Annotated in this window: 15 protein-coding genes, 1 tRNA gene and 1 pseudogene; 10 read left to right on the top strand and 7 right to left on the bottom strand. The window is 43.4% G+C overall.

Going from position 1 to position 14,976, the window contains the following annotated elements; all coding sequences use genetic code 11:
* From BGL89_RS20485 to BGL89_RS20495, 3 genes and pseudogenes are all read left to right on the top strand, one after another.
* Nucleotides 1–278, top strand: a pseudogene (locus BGL89_RS20485) (zinc ribbon domain-containing protein); the annotation flags it as partial.
* A gap of 81 nt (nt 279–359) precedes the next feature.
* Nucleotides 360–746 carry an NINE protein gene (locus tag BGL89_RS20490; protein ID WP_286827379.1) on the top strand — a complete coding sequence of 129 codons (387 nt, stop codon included), beginning with the start codon at nt 360–362 and terminating at the stop codon, nt 744–746.
* Complete coding sequence (locus BGL89_RS20495; protein WP_286827380.1) at nt 746–1,276, top strand: ComEA family DNA-binding protein; 531 nt, start codon at nt 746–748, stop codon at nt 1,274–1,276. The genes BGL89_RS20490 and BGL89_RS20495 overlap by 1 nt, the downstream gene beginning before the upstream one ends.
* A 167-nt stretch (nt 1,277–1,443) precedes the next feature.
* On the opposite strand, the gene gyrA is transcribed toward BGL89_RS20495, so the two are convergent.
* Nucleotides 1,444–3,996, bottom strand: coding sequence for a DNA gyrase subunit A (gene gyrA / locus BGL89_RS20500; RefSeq protein ID WP_286827381.1), 2,553 nt, complete (start codon nt 3,994–3,996; stop codon nt 1,444–1,446).
* A 266-nt stretch (nt 3,997–4,262) separates the two neighbouring features.
* Here gyrA and BGL89_RS20505 point away from each other — a divergent pair, with 266 nt between their 5' ends.
* Nucleotides 4,263–5,414, top strand: coding sequence for a DNA cytosine methyltransferase (locus tag BGL89_RS20505; protein WP_286827383.1), 1,152 nt, complete (start codon nt 4,263–4,265; stop codon nt 5,412–5,414).
* A gap of 1 nt (nt 5,415) precedes the next feature.
* On the opposite strand, the gene BGL89_RS20510 is transcribed toward BGL89_RS20505, so the two are convergent.
* Nucleotides 5,416–6,141, bottom strand: coding sequence for a restriction endonuclease (locus BGL89_RS20510; RefSeq protein WP_286827385.1), 726 nt, complete (start codon nt 6,139–6,141; stop codon nt 5,416–5,418).
* Nucleotides 6,138–6,437, bottom strand: coding sequence for a helix-turn-helix domain-containing protein (locus tag BGL89_RS20515; protein ID WP_286827386.1), 300 nt, complete (start codon nt 6,435–6,437; stop codon nt 6,138–6,140). Before BGL89_RS20515 ends, BGL89_RS20510 begins: the two co-directional genes overlap by 4 nt.
* A 135-nt stretch (nt 6,438–6,572) precedes the next feature.
* Between BGL89_RS20515 and BGL89_RS20520 the strand changes: the two genes are divergently transcribed.
* From BGL89_RS20520 to BGL89_RS20530, 3 genes are read left to right on the top strand one after another with little or no spacing between them, the layout of a single operon-like run.
* Entirely contained in the window at nt 6,573–6,746 is a 174-nt protein-coding gene (locus BGL89_RS20520) for a hypothetical protein (protein WP_286827387.1), read from the top strand.
* Complete coding sequence (locus BGL89_RS20525; protein ID WP_286827388.1) at nt 6,700–7,224, top strand: hypothetical protein; 525 nt, start codon at nt 6,700–6,702, stop codon at nt 7,222–7,224. The genes BGL89_RS20520 and BGL89_RS20525 overlap by 47 nt, the downstream gene beginning before the upstream one ends.
* 3 nt (nt 7,225–7,227) lie before the next feature.
* The gene (locus tag BGL89_RS20530; protein ID WP_286827389.1) at nt 7,228–8,040 is read left to right on the top strand and encodes an urease accessory protein UreD; all 813 of its coding nucleotides are present in this window, start codon (nt 7,228–7,230) and stop codon (nt 8,038–8,040) included.
* 21 nt (nt 8,041–8,061) lie between these two features.
* Here BGL89_RS20530 and ispE read toward each other — a convergent pair whose 3' ends face one another.
* Together ispE and rsmA are read right to left on the bottom strand one after the other, a co-directional pair.
* Complete coding sequence (ispE, locus tag BGL89_RS20535) at nt 8,062–9,003, bottom strand: 4-(cytidine 5'-diphospho)-2-C-methyl-D-erythritol kinase (protein ID WP_286827390.1); 942 nt, start codon at nt 9,001–9,003, stop codon at nt 8,062–8,064.
* A gap of 17 nt (nt 9,004–9,020) precedes the next feature.
* A complete protein-coding gene (rsmA, locus tag BGL89_RS20540; protein ID WP_286827391.1) occupies nt 9,021–9,827 on the bottom strand; it encodes a 16S rRNA (adenine(1518)-N(6)/adenine(1519)-N(6))-dimethyltransferase RsmA in 807 nt (268 codons plus the stop codon).
* Nucleotides 9,828–9,951: 124 nt separating this feature from the next.
* On the opposite strand from rsmA, the gene crcB (BGL89_RS20545) reads away from it, so the two are divergent.
* Together crcB (BGL89_RS20545) and crcB (BGL89_RS20550) are read left to right on the top strand one after the other, a co-directional pair.
* Nucleotides 9,952–10,365 carry a fluoride efflux transporter CrcB gene (crcB, locus tag BGL89_RS20545; RefSeq protein ID WP_286827392.1) on the top strand — a complete coding sequence of 138 codons (414 nt, stop codon included), beginning with the start codon at nt 9,952–9,954 and terminating at the stop codon, nt 10,363–10,365.
* Nucleotides 10,366–10,381: 16 nt separating this feature from the next.
* Entirely contained in the window at nt 10,382–10,786 is a 405-nt protein-coding gene (gene crcB / locus BGL89_RS20550) for a fluoride efflux transporter CrcB (protein ID WP_286827393.1), read from the top strand.
* A 72-nt stretch (nt 10,787–10,858) separates the two neighbouring features.
* On the opposite strand, the gene hpnA is transcribed toward crcB (BGL89_RS20550), so the two are convergent.
* Nucleotides 10,859–11,845, bottom strand: a complete 987-nt coding sequence (gene hpnA, locus BGL89_RS20555) for a hopanoid-associated sugar epimerase (protein ID WP_286827394.1) — start codon at nt 11,843–11,845, stop codon at nt 10,859–10,861.
* Nucleotides 11,846–12,014: 169 nt separating this feature from the next.
* On the opposite strand from hpnA, the gene BGL89_RS20560 reads away from it, so the two are divergent.
* Entirely contained in the window at nt 12,015–14,549 is a 2,535-nt protein-coding gene (locus BGL89_RS20560) for a glycogen/starch/alpha-glucan phosphorylase (protein WP_286827395.1), read from the top strand.
* Between the two features lie 85 nt (nt 14,550–14,634).
* Here the strand turns inward: BGL89_RS20560 and BGL89_RS20565 are convergent.
* Nucleotides 14,635–14,708 (bottom strand) — tRNA-Asp (locus BGL89_RS20565).
* Between the last annotated feature and the right edge of the window lie 268 nt (nt 14,709–14,976).

Here is a 14,976-nt window from a genome sequence, read left to right on the forward strand (position 1 = left end):
ATGGGAAGGAAAAACTTATATCGAAGTTGATAGGTTTTTCCCTAGTTCTAAAACTTGTCATGTCTGTCTGAATCAAGTGGGTAGTTTGCCGATTGAGGTTAGAAATTGGACTTGTGTGCATTGTAAAACAACCCATGACCGGGACATAAATGCGGCGATAAATATTCGAGATGAAAGCTTACGGATATTGTCGTTAGGAAAAGCGCGATACTGCCTATAGAGGGGATATAAGACCAAAATCTGGGCGTAAGTCCGTCTTGAGGAACCCTCCCCCGTGAAATAGGAAGCTCTCAACGATCTTGAGAGTAGTTCACAATGGAAAGTTCAGATCAGGCTAAAATCAATCTCGAACAGGTGTCATGCTTCTGGTGGAAAAATTATTAAGTAAGCCCAAAAGCCGTAAATTAGCGATTTTTCTGGCTTTTATCGGTAGTATTCTCGCTTTACCCTTTCCTATCGCCGGTATTCATAAATTCTATCTCGGTCAACCTCTCTGGGGAATTATCTATCTTCTCCTCTGGCAAACTCCGATTCCCCGGGTGGCTTGCGCGATCGATGCGGTGTGGTATTTAATCCAAGATAACCAATTTTTGGCTAACTATTTTCCCGCTGCTGCCACTGTCCCCAGTTTAGAGCCTAAACAAGTAGAGGCGATCGGGGCAGCTTTAAGGGAATTAGAGCGCCTCCGGCAAGAAGGATTAATTTCTGAGTACGAATTTGAAGAAAAACGGCGACAATTACTATAATGACACCGCAAAACTGGTTAGGACGCACTTTTAACCCTTTAAAAGCCAAAATTAGCAATGATCCCTATTATCGCTTTCGTTCCCTCGATGAGATCGCTATGGCGGCGCAATTGGGCATTAAAATTAATGTCAGTCAAGCGGGTGTGGATGATTGGCTGCGATTGCCGGGGATATCCATCCATCAAGCGCGGATGTTGGTGGAATTGCTGGGTATGGGGGTAGAATTGCTTTCTCTTGAAGATCTAGCGGCTGCTTTGAGTGTTCCTGTGACTAGATTGAAAGCTTGGCAACCGATTCTAGAATTTGCCTATTATAGTCCGGAAAGTCCCCTCGCACCCCCTAAAATCAATCCTAACACCGCCTCGATCGAGCAGTTAAAAACCCTGCCCCTAATCAGCGATAATTTGGCAGCTGCCATTATTAAAAACAGAGAAGAACAGGGATTATTTAAGAATATTGTGGATTTTAAAGGGCGTTTATCCTTAGAAGCTCAGGAAATCTCCCAATTAATGCACTTTTTTCAGTTTTAACCCCAAATTTTAACGAAGGCAGCAGGAAGGTTTTAGGTGTTGGGGGTTGGGGTTTTGGGGTTTTGGGGTTTTGGGGTTTTGGGGTTTTAGTTCAATTTCCCCACTTCCCCACCTCCCCAATTCATAATTCAGAATTCATAATTCCCACACCCCACTTCCGGGCAAATCTAAATGTCTTCAGATTCCTCCGCATCACTAGGGGGAACTAGGGCCACCGCAGCGATCGCATCGTCCTCATCGAGTTTTTGTACCCGGATGCCTCCGGCCGATCGCGATTGGGGAGTAATAGCATCGACGGATTGACGGATAATAATACCCCGTTCGGTGATAATCATAAATTCCTCGTTGGGGTTAACAACGTGCAGAGCCGCTAATTTATCGTTCTTTTTGCGGAATTTAATCACTCTGACTCCTAATCCCGCCCGATTTTGCAGACGGAGGAGGGTAACGGGAACCCGTTTTCCTAGTCCTGCCATGGTAATCGCTAACACCCAGGGGCCATTATTAGCCACTTCGGGGTTAATTTCTTCGCTTTCGTCCTCGGTTTCTTCTTGGTTAGATTCAGCGATTTGGGCGACAATTTGACTAGGCAGGATGTCCATACTAATTAATTCGTCACCTGAGCGCAATTTCATCGATTTTACGCCCTTAGTTGCCCTTCCCAAGGAGCGCAATTGCTGACTATCGGCCTTAAAATGAATTGCCATCCCCTGACGAGAACCGATAATGACGCTGTCTTCCTCTTTGGCCAAGCGAACCCAACGTAGTTGATCACCGTCTTCGAGAGAAATGGCGATTAAACCGTTCGATCGAATATTACTAAAGGCAGCGAGGGCGGTTTTCTTGATAAATCCCTTTTGTGTGAGCATAATCAGGTAATTATCCTCGCTGAACTCGCTGACTGCCACCACCGAGGTAATTTTCTCCCCTTTGGGAATCTCTAACAGTTGCACGATGGGAACGCCGCGAGCGGTACGGGAACCGGTGGGGATATGATAGGCGTTGAGACTATAGACAACCCCGCGATCGGTGAAAAAGAGGACGCTATCGTGATCGCGGCAGGTGATAAAGTGATCGATGCCGTCGTCTTCTTTCATTTTCGCGCCAGCTTTGCCCCTTGTTGCCCGATTTTGGGACTCAAAGGTATTAACGGGCATTCTTTTGATGTAACCCTGTTCGGTGACGAGAATTAAGGCCTGTTCGTTGGCAATCAGGTCAGTTTCGGCGATTTCTCCTTCCCTTTGTTCAATATGACTGCGACGCGGGGTAGCGTGAATCGTTTTGATCTGTTGCAGTTCTTCCTCAATAATGGTGTCGATCCGTTCTTTTCTAGCTAAAATATCCTGAAGATCGCTGATTTTTGCCAGTAATTCCCCGTGTTCTTGCTGAATTTTCTCCGATTCTAGGGCGGTTAACCGTCGCAGCTGCATTTGTAGGATTGCGTCTGCTTGCACCTCTGAGAGACCAAAATTCTGCACTAATCCCTCTTTTGCGGTAGCTGTATCGGCAGCACTGCGAATCAGGGCAATGATTGCATCGAGACTAGCGAGGGCAATTAGTAAACCCTGAAGGATGTGATCCCTTTCCTCGGCCTTGCGGAGTTCATAACGGGTACGACGGGTGATCACTTCTACCCGAAAATCGAGGAAAACGCGGAGAAACTCCCTTAAAGTCAGTAATCTCGGTTCGTTATCGACTAATGCCAACATATTCGCCCCAAAATTCGACTGGAGGGGCGTTTGTTTATAAAGATTGTTGAGGACGACGCGAGGATAGGCATCTCGTTTCAGTTCGATCACTACCCGGATGCCGTCGCGATCGCTTTCGTCCCGCACATCGGAAATACCGTCTATTTTGCGATCATTGACCAAATCGGCGATTTTTTCGATTAATGCCGCTTTATTGGTCTGATAGGGCAGTTCGGTGATAATAATAGCATCTCGATCGGGTCTTCCCCTTTGTTCGATGGTTTCAAAGTTGGCGACTCCCCGCAGGGTAATGGAACCGCGGCCAGTGGTGTAAGCTTCCTGAATGCCGTCTCTACCAAGGATATGCGCCCCGGTGGGAAAGTCCGGCCCCGGGATATAACGCTGTAATTCCGTATCGGTGAGATCGGGGTTATGGATGAGGGCAACGGTTCCATCGATAATCTCGGCCAGGTTGTGGGGGGGGATATTGGTGGCCATACCGACGGCGATGCCCGATGAGCCATTAATTAGCAGTTGTGGGACTCTAGAGGGCAAAACCACGGGTTCCTGTTGGGAACCATCGAAGTTATCGGCGAAATCGACGGTTTCTGACTCGATATCCTGTAGTAGGGCGTTGGTGGCCAGGGTGTGCAGACGACACTCGGTATAACGCATGGCTGCCGGGGGATCGTTATCGATCGATCCGAAGTTACCATGACCGTTAATCAGGGGATCGCGCATGGAGAAATCCTGGGCCATGCGGACGAGAGCATCGTAAACGGCAGTATCCCCGTGGGGATGGTATTTTCCTAATACTTCCCCGACGACTCTAGCGCATTTCCGGAAGGGGCGATCGGGGGTTAATCCTAGTTCGTACATCGCATAAAGAATGCGCCGGTGTACGGGTTTCAGTCCGTCCCTAGCGTCGGGCAAGGCGCGCCCAACGATGACGCTCATGGCGTATTCTAGATAGGAACGGGACATTTCATTGCTTAAGTCTGTGGGGACGATATGATCCTGGGCGGCGGTCATAGGGGGGTTAACTCCAATAACAAGGCAAAAAAAGCGTTTTTGTGAGTAAATTCGCTAAAAATCGGGGTTTTACCCTTTTGATGTGCAAAATATGCCCATTTGTACGACTATTTTACCATAAAATCCCTCTTTTTTCGGGTTTGAGGCGGCGCTCAAACTTTGCCGAAAGTATCTTCCCTCATTCTGGCCCGATCTTGACACTTTGTGGACTATCTGTCACAATACTAGAATGTAGGCCATTTGTTCTTAAAGTAATGGATTTGCAATTGTCATTATTTCCAGATAATCAACCAAGTCAGGCGGTAAGCAAACAGAAAAAAGCCAAGTTAGGTCGTTATGAAAGAATTCAGCGCGAACTGGCAACGGTAAAGCGTGATCCCTATCAAGTCCTGGTCGATGTTAACGTTCCGCTTAAGCCTCTAAATACTTATAATTTTATCGATCTATTCTCTGGTGCGGGCGGTATCACCCAAGGTTTATTGCAAGCAGGTTTTAACCCTGTAGCCAGTGCAGAAATTAGCCCGATCGCCTCAGCAACCCATCAAAAGAATTTTCCCAATTGTCATCATTTTTGTGGTGATATACATGATTTTAATACTCAAGAATGGTTGGCAAAAATTGGCAATCCATTCATTCATATTGTGGTGGGCGGCCCACCATGTCAAGGATTTTCCATTGCTGGAAAACGAGATGCTAATGATCCGAGGAATCATCTCTTTCAAGAATTTATTCGCCTTGTTTCTGAAATACAGCCTTGGTACGTTGTCATGGAGAATGTACCCGGTATTCTAACAATAAAAAAAGGAGAAATTAAGCAAAATATTCTGGAGGCTTTTCAAAGTATTGGCTATCAAAATATTTCCATAGCAATTCTTGAGTCTGCCGCCTATGGCGTTCCACAAATCAGACCAAGAGCTATTTTTATAGCTAATAGATTTGGGCTGCCAAATCCTTATCCAAGTCCTCAATTAGTACCGGAGAAATACCAACCGATTGAAGCCGCTATCTGCGATTTACCTGCTTATGAACCTATTCCCAGTATCAATCACGAATGGACTCGTCACTCCCCCGAATATATGGCCAGAATAGCTCAAGTTCCTCCCGGTGGTTCCTTATATGAAACTTATGTTGATGCCTTCAAACGACAGTATCGGGGTAAGCCAAGTATGACAATTAAAGAAAATCATGGCGGTACTCATATCCATCCCTATTTAAATCGGGTTATTTCGGCCAGAGAAATGGCTAGATTACAAACTTTTCCTGATTCCTTTATTTTTGAAGGAACAATGAAAAAAGCGATGTGGCAAATTGGAAATGCCGTACCTCCACGTTTGGCAGAGTGTATTGGCTATGCTCTTATTCCCTACTTAAATCTAATAGCTACAGGTAATAAAAATATTGGAGAGGTGGCAAGATAAATCACCGATCTTCAGTCAATTTGATATTAAGAGAATTACGCCATGTTTCAAAATCATACCAACCGCAACCTACACAGCCATGTTCTGCTTCTGCTCCAGATTGAGGAATATTTTCCGGCCAGTTCTCTCCACCGGAATACCAAAACCTGATATCCATTGGTGTTCCTCGCTTACCAGTTTTAATACATTTTTCACAACTTCTTGACTTCAATAAATTATGATTTCCCGCACTATCTTTTTTGAGAAGTTGAAACTTGTTTCTCATCTCAGCTACACTCATATTAACATCATGACTTGGTTCACTTATCCCCCAACGTTCCATAGGAAAACGATGGTCAATAACCAGTTCATGTGACTGTCTGATTCTGTTTTCAATCACATCTTTATATCGATAAAACTCCAAAATTCTAGCTACTAATTGAGGCGGTATGTTGGCGGAGGCATTCGCCGCTCGCATCTCTCCAGTCCATCGATCCCAAGTTGTTGTTTTCTGACAAATTGGACAGTATTCCCGTTTTGTTTCTATTACTAGCCCCGGGCGACCGCTCCTATTGCCACGCTCTAATCCTTGGATACCACCGCCACCAGCATATTGCTCCGATGCTATTTTTTTCCCTTCACAGGTACGACAATGCCAAGCCATATCTGACAATAACTCGAATACTTTGTACTGTGATGAACCCTTTTTAAACTTTGCTTTTAGAGCTTCTATTAAATCAGAACTCATTCTGGTTTCTCTATTTCTATCTCTAAATTTTCCAGTAATTGGGATACAGTTATGTTTAAGCCCTTCGCCAGAGTGACAAGAGCGGTAAGAGAAGGATTTCTTACTCCTCGCTCTAGTCCAGATATATAGGTACGATCAAGATGGCAACGTAGCCCTAGTTCTTCTTGTGATATGCCTAAAGCTGCTCTCTGCTCTCGGATCATTAACCCCAATGCCCTTAAAATTACTGCTTTTGATTTTTCCATAAAATCTATAATCGTTCTCAGTGGACGATAAGTCCACGGACTATATGTCACAGGAATAATTTTCCTCTCCTCCCGTCAACCAAACAGCCTCTTAATCAGACTCAAAAGATCGTCAAGGCAGCTCACAGGGGGACAAAATCGGATTTTTTAGCTGTTTTTCCCTCGATAATTTAGGATAGAATAAAAATGCGATCAAGAGTTAATATTATGGCCCGATCGGCAGCTCAAGAATCGATGATGATTGAGCTTAATGATCCCTTAACTCTAGCGAAGGCTATTATCCTGATTTTCCCAGCGCAAAAATTACCCAAAAATGGTTACTCCTCTCCTCTGGCAAAATGCCAATCCCAACCCCAATAATCTGGAGAATTTCCAAATTATTAGCCAATGGTGGCAAGATTTAAATCTTAAGGAAGTCTTCTGGCAACAGCGTTTAATTCCCGCTCCTGGCTCTCTGGAAGATATTAATTGGGAGCGGCAAGGTTTTGATGAAAAATTTAGCATCCAAATGCCTCAAATTCGTGGAATTACCCTCTATTGGCATAAATCTACTTTTGCTGACGAAAGAAGCATGACACCTAAACAATTAATTTTAGATCGGGAACGGGAGCAATTAGACATTTATCCCCAATCCCAACCTAGTTTAGTTATTCGGGTGACGAAACCCCATCTAGTTTATCAAAAATTCGAGCTAAAAAATCCTCTCCTGGTCGGCAAAAAAGCAGAAAGTGAATATATTTTACTGATCAGGGATAAAGAACAGCAAATAGAAGTTAAAATTAATCTCAGTCCTGAAAATTATCGGCAATTTCTAGAAACCATGACTGAGGATCAATAAATAATGTGGCAGGGAAACCTAGAACTAATTTACACGCAAAAAAATCTCGCAACCCAGATTAATCACGTCTATGCTACCGCACCTTTAAAAGTACAAAGACCTTTTTATCCCGAAGGAAAAAACCTTTGTCATACGGTGATTTTACACACGGCTGGGGGAATAGTTGGGGGTGATGTTCTTCAACAAAAAATTCATCTTCAAGCCGCTACTAATGCCCTGATTACCACTGCTTCTGCTGGAAAAGTTTACCAGAGTAATGGTCAGATGTCCCAGCAATTAATCGAGATTAAAATTGATGACAATGCCAGTTTAGAATGGCTACCTCAAGAAACGATTATCTTTAATGGTGCAGCATTTCGCCAACATTTACGAGTGGATTTAGGGGAAAATAGCAGTTGGTTAGGATGGGAAATTACCCGTTTTGGTCGCACTGCGCGAGGAGAGAAATTTTTAGCGGGAGAATGGCATTCTAATTGGGAAATTTGGCGATCAGGACAACCTTTATGGCTCGATCGATCCTGCCTGTTAGGTGGTAAAATGATCGAGGGATTTTCCGGTTTAAATGATAGTGCCATGATCGGTACTTTAGTCTATATCGGTCAACCGGTGGGCAGAAATTTGATTGAGAAAGTGAGAGATTTTTCCCTAGAAGGAGAGATGGGAGTTACTAACACTTTAGGAGATGGTCTTTTGTGTCGTTATCGGGGTAATTCTAGCGGTGAAGTGCGACAATGGTTTCAGCAGGTTTGGCAAATTTTAAGGCGAGAAATGAGCGATCAAGAGGCAATTATTCCGCGAGTTTGGTTATCTTGGTAAAGGCGGTCAATTTCACTTTTCTCAAGTCACTTGAATGCCTGTATCGGTGATTGGCGCTATCCAAAATTGTAGATCGGGAGCGACGAGAATTTCCCGGGCCTTTTTAACGATAGTTTCCGCCACTTCCTGAGATGAACAGAGAGTAAAAACCGTCGGGCCAGAGCCTGACATCATCGTTCCCAAGCCGCCTAAATCGTCTAGAACCTGTCTTAACTCGGCTACGAGGGGAAATTCGGGTAAAACCACCTTTTCGAGGTCATTATGGATAAATTTGCCGATAGCGGCCGGTTTTTTCTGGGCGATCGCTTGTACCAAAGCCCCGGAACTCACCTGCTGACGACGGTGATGAAATTCCTCTGGAGAAGACAGATAGGTATCCTGAAATTTTTGCCGATAGCTTTGGTAGGCCCAGGGTGTAGAAACGGATAAATGGTCGTATTTGGCTAAAATCACCCATAATCCGGTCAGAGGAGCGATAGGATCGAGAATTTCTCCCCTTCCCGTACAGATAACCGTTCCTCCTGTCACACAAAAGGAAGTATCGGAGCCCAATCTTGCCGCTAAAGTTTCTAATTCCGGACGGGTTAAACCTAATTCCCAGATTAAATCGATACCGACTAACACCGCAGCCGCGTTGGTGGAACCCCCCGCTAAACCGGCAGCCACGGGAATATATTTGTCGATGCTGATATCAATGCCGCCGTAATTGGCAAAGAGCCGGGGGAATTCCCTCGCCATCAAAGTGGCGGCGCGATGGGCGAGATTACTGCTATCTTGGGGGACGAGGGGATGATGGCAAAAGAGACGGAATTCCTGCAATCCGTTCGGCCGGAGAGTGATGCGATCGCATAATCCCACCGTCTGCATCACCATCACTAACTCGTGGAAACCATCGGGGCGATCGCCAACTATTTCTAGATATAAATTAATTTTAGCGGGGGCTAGAAGGGTATAACTGTGCATTTGTCAAGGAAAAAAATCTAAAATTTTGGCAATTGACCTAATTTTTCCGCCAAGTCAATCCATTGCGATAAACTGAGATCTTCGGCGCGAGCGAGGGGATTAATTTCTAATTGTGTCAGGATTTGGCTTAATCGATCGCTATCTAGACAATTTTTTAGATTATTGCGTAACATTTTGCGCCGGTTGGCAAAACCCCAGCTAATTAAAGTGGACAAAAAGGCAGCATTACTGACATTATTCGGCAAAACACGGGGTAAAAGCCTAATTACCGCCGAATCCACCTGGGGAGGTGGGGAAAAGGCCCGCCGGGGTACATCACAAATCCATTGACAATCGGCAAGGTATTGAATGCGGACGCTCAAAGCGCTGTAAGCTTTGGTGGAGGGGACAGCGACTAATCTTTCGGCGACTTCTTTCTGGACTAAGAGGGTAATACTCTGGTAAGGGGGGGTGAAAGGATGGGCGATCGAACCGAGGAGCTTTTCGAGGATCGGACCGGTGATATTATAGGGAATATTAGCCACTACTTTATTAACTGGCGGCAGTTGCTCGGGTTTAAGGGTAAGAAAGTCGCCTGGTATGAGATGAAAGTTATCTTGTTGGCCAAATTTTTTATTTAAAATTGTCCATAGATCTCGATCGATTTCTACAGCGACCACTAATTGAGCGCCATCGAGAAGACGACGGGTTAAAATGCCTGTACCCGGTCCGATTTCTAATACCCGATCTTCTGATTGTAAATTAGCAGCGCCGATGATGCGATCGAGTATCGATTCATCTTTTAACCAATGTTGTCCAAAACGTTTACGGGGTTGAATTTTCATCCCTTTATTTTAAAGTCAGAGGGTTGTCCTCGACAATAACACCCCTGAAAAAATTGGCGATGCGATCGATAACCGCATCAATTATCATAGAGCCTAGACAAAGATAGCAAAAAAATTAGAAACAATGTCAGATTTGAACGATGTTTTCGCAATTGTAGCAGGAGCGGTTCCGGGGGCGTTATCTCGTTATCACATTACCGAATGGACAAAAGCAAAATTCGGCTTGCGCTTTCCCTATGGAACCTTTATTATTAATTTAACTGGCTGTCTAGCTATCGGCTTCTTTTTTGCTATTTTACCCAGTTTTCCCTTTTATTCCCACGAACTAGATTTAATGGTTAGAACGGGATTTTTAGGGGCTTATACCACCTTTTCTACCTATAGTTTAGATATCTTGATCCTCTGGCGCAATCAACAAAATTTTCTCAGTCTTTTTTTTGCCGTTGCTAGTATAATTTTCGGATTGATTGCCGTGAGAATCGGGGCAGCTATTGCCGAAGTTTTTCCAGTTGAATTCTCCAATTTATTGACTATTTAACGGCAGGACAGACAGCATGGATTTTTTCAGGGGACGTTATGGTTTATTCGTGGCGATTGGGGCTATTTTTGGGGCTTTGAGTCGTTTTTATATCGCCGAATTAATTCAACATATCTTCAGTCAAGAATGGGTATTTTTAGCTACATTTTTTGTCAATATTTCTGGCTGTTTAATTATTGCCTATATTTTTACTATGGTTAAGGAAAATATTCGCATAATTGCCCCAGAATTAGGATTGATGATTGCCACGGGTTTTTGTGGTTCCTATACAACTTTTTCCACCTATAGTTTGGAGGTCAACAAGTTTTTAGAGCAGGGAAACGTGACTTTCGGTTTAATTTACTGGTTGGGCAGTGTTCTTGGGGGGATGATGGCGCTTAAAATTGGAGTTACTTTAGCAAGAACAGGTTTTCCTAGATGAATTATTAAGGGCGCAAAAATAGATAAATATCTAAGCACAATTGAAAGCATCTTTTTCCTTTCCTACTCAGTCTTAATAGGTAATGTCTCCATTGGTTTGAAACCAATCGATGGCATCGGCTAAAGCTTGTCTAATCGGCGATTGGGGTAAGCCTAGTTCTTGCACTGCCTTCGAGGAATCGTAGTACATGGACTGTTTTGACATTTTCACGCCATCAAGGGGTATAGAGGGCGATTTTCCGAGGACAGGAAGAACTTTTTCATCTAACCAAGCTATTAGTAAAGGAATCCAAAAAGGTAAAACAATTTTCGGGGCATTTATGCTGGTAATTTCAGCTAATTCTGTCAACAAAGTTTTTAAAGAAGTGTTTTGATGACCTAAAATATATCTTTCGCCAGTTCTGCCCTTTTCTAAAGCTAATAAATGTCCCCAGGCCACATCGCGCACATCAATTAGATTTAATCCCGTATTCACATAAGCGGGCATTTTTCGCCGCAAAAAACGGAGAATAATGTCGCTGGTGGGTGTAGGCTTGATATCAAATGCTCCTATGGGCGTACTAGGATTAACTATAACGATATCCTGTCCTCTTTGTACTGCTTTGAATGCTTCCTGTTCTGCCCAATACTTCGATTTTTTATAATAACCCACTAATTGATGGGCGGGACTTTGATAAGTTTCATCGACACTTTCACCCTTTTTACCCACTCCAATGGCGGCCACGGAACTGGTATAAACTATTCTGGCAATTCCCGCTAAATGCGCCGATTCTAGAACATTTCTTGTGCCTAAAACATTGTTTTGGTAGAGTTGATGTCTATCCTTTTGCCAGAGAGAATAGTGCGCCGCTACATGAAAGAGAACTTCGCATCCGACCATTAATTTAAATAAGTTCTCATCATTTAAATTACCCCGGACAATTTCCACATCTAAACCCCACAAATTTCTGAGATTACTGTGGGGACGGACGAGGACGCGGACTTGGTAGCCTTCAACTAAAAGCAATCGCACTAAATTCGCCCCGATAAAACCCGTTCCACCCGTCACAAAAGCACGCATTGCTCAAACTTTCTCCTATTTTCGCTTCCTATCGTTAACTGAAATTTAATCACCTTAACCTTATTATTACTATACCTTAATCTTAGTCAAGATTTAAGCTTTTCTTGATAAAATTTGAGGACAGATTATTTTAGACTAAGAGCAGTCAATCTTCAGTAAAAATACCCCTATGAATCCATCTCCAGAGTCAACTTTTGTTTGTCCGATTATCATCGAAGACGACAGAACAGGATTAGACACAGAAACTATCCGACGGGCTTTAAGGGATAATTTACTCTATATTCAAGGTAAATTGCCAGAATTAGCCAGCAAAAACGATCTTTACCTGGCCCTAGCCTATACAGTCCGCGATCGTTTATTACAGCGTTGGTTAACCACCCAACAAACCTATCTAAAAAAAGATGTCAGAACCGTTTGTTATCTCTCGGCCGAATTTTTAGTCGGTCCCCATTTGGCTAATAATTTAATTAATCTCGGTATCTACGAACAGGTGGAGAAAGCTGTCAGCGAATCGGGATTAAAACTAGAAGAATTAATTGCCCAAGAAGAAGAACCGGGGTTAGGAAATGGTGGCTTAGGTCGTTTAGCGGCCTGTTATTTAGATTCCCTTTCTACCCTAGAAATTCCCGCTATTGGTTACGGTATTCGCTACGAATTTGGTATCTTTGATCAAAGAATTCACGACGGTTGGCAGGTGGAAATAACCGATAAGTGGTTACAGTATGGAAATCCCTGGGAAATTGCCCGACCGGAAGCGGGAGTAGAGGTAAAATTTGGCGGTTATACCGAATCCTATACCGACGAAAATGGTAATTATCGCAGTCGTTGGATTCCCGATTATGTAGTCAAAGGAATTCCCTACGATACCCCAATTCTCGGCTATCGAGTTAACACCGCTAATACCATGCGTCTCTGGAAATCAGAAGCTTGTGAATCTTTTGATTTTGGTCGCTTTAATCGCGGCGATTATTATGGTGCGGTGGATAATAAAGTTCACTCGGAAAATATCAGTAAAGTTCTCTATCCGAACGATGAACCAATTCAAGGCAAAGAACTACGTTTAGAACAGCAATATTTCTTTGTTTCCTGTTCCCTACATGATATGATTCGTATTCACTTGTACGAGAACCCCAGTCTCGATAATTTTCATCAAAAATGGTCGGTACAATTGAATGATACTCACCCTTCTGTCGGTGTGGCCGAGTTAATGCGCTTGTTAATTGATGTGCATCATTTCGATTGGGATAAAGCTTGGTTTATTACTCAAAATACCTTCGCCTATACCAATCATACTCTTTTGCCAGAAGCTTTAGAAAAATGGCCTTTGAGTATTTTTGGTCGTCTTTTACCCCGATTAATGGAAATTATCTACGAAATTAACTATCGTTTCTTGGATAAAATTCGCATTATTTATCCCCATGATGATGGCAAAATGTCCCGTTTATCTATAATCGATGAAAGCGGCGAAAAATATGTCCGTATGGCTCACCTTGCCTGTGTGGGTTCCCAAGCAATTAATGGGGTGGCAGCCCTCCATACAGAATTACTGAAAAAAGATGTTCTGCGCGATTTCTATGAACTCTTTCCCGAAAAATTTAGCAACAAAACCAATGGAGTTACTCCCCGGCGCTGGATAGTTTCTAGTAATCCCCGCTTGACTTTTGCGATTACAGAAAAAATCGGCGAAAGTTGGATTAATCATCTGGAGGATTTACGCAGTTTAGAAAACTATGTCGATGATGGGGTATTTCGGGACTATTGGCGACAGATTAAATACGATATTAAGGCAGATTTAGCCAATTATATCGATAAAAAAGTCGGCATTAAAGTTGATCCTAGTACCCTCTTTGATGTGCAGGTAAAACGCATTCACGAATATAAACGGCAACATCTCAACGTTTTACATATCGTCACTCTCTATCATCGCCTCAAAAATAATCCCAATCTAGATATTACACCCCGTACTTTTATTTTTGGTGGTAAGGCAGCCCCGGGTTATTTTATGGCGAAATTAATCATTAAATTGATTAATTCTGTGGCAGAAGTGATCGACAATGATCCGACGATTGGAGGACGTTTAAAAGTGGTTTTTCTGCCCGATTATAATGTCACCTTCGGTCAACGGGTTTATCCGGCTGCCGACTTGTCCGAACAAATTTCCACGGCCGGGAAAGAAGCTTCGGGAACCGGTAATATGAAATTCTCCATGAATGGGGCCTTAACTATCGGCACTCTCGATGGGGCAAATATCGAAATTCGTGAAGAGGTGGGGGCAGAAAATTTCTTTCTTTTTGGCTTGACAACCGAGGAGGTTTATGCTAAGAAAGCCCAGGGTTATAATCCCCAAGAATACTATTACCATAACGAAGAATTGCGGGCAGTATTAGACCTCATTGGTTCGGGATTTTTTAGCCGGGGTGATAGTAGTTTATTCCGTCCGCTTGTGGATAATCTTATCTACGATGATCCCTATATGTTACTGGCTGATTATCAGTCCTATATCGACTGTCAGGAGGGTGTCGGTCGCGCCTATCAAGATCAAGAACATTGGAGTCGTTTAGCGATTCTTAATGTGGCCCGCATGGGGAAATTCTCTAGCGATCGATCGATTCGGGAATACTGCGAGGAAATCTGGCGGGTACAACCGGTAAAGATTGAATTACCCGATTATATTCAAGCTAATGCCGGTTTATCGGTAAATTAGAACCAATCTAGGCAGTAGGATCGTGTTTATTCATCCTACTGCCCACAGGATAACCAGCCTTGAACGACTTTAATCTAGATTTCTACGGGATTGACGGGGCTCGAACCCGCAACTTCCGCCGTGACAGGGCGGTGCTCTAACCAATTGAACTACAATCCCATTTTTGCGACAGTTCTGATTGTAACTTCATCATTAGGGTTATGTCAAGCACCTCTGGGAAAATTTTTTTGAGGGAGAGGGAAGTGGGGAAACAATTCATAACTGGGTTTTTCAAGTTGGATTGGGATCAATACTGAATTAAAGCCAAAAAATCCCCAATTAGGGACCGGACCCTCTTTACCAAAATTTTGGGTTAAAGCCCCGTCCTTTTAGGACGGCTTTATGTTAAAATGAAATTGGTTTGAATCCCCTGAGTGGGCGGTAGTGA

Source organism: Microcystis sp. LSC13-02, from assembly GCA_002282935.1.
Taxonomy (GTDB): domain Bacteria; phylum Cyanobacteriota; class Cyanobacteriia; order Cyanobacteriales; family Microcystaceae; genus Microcystis.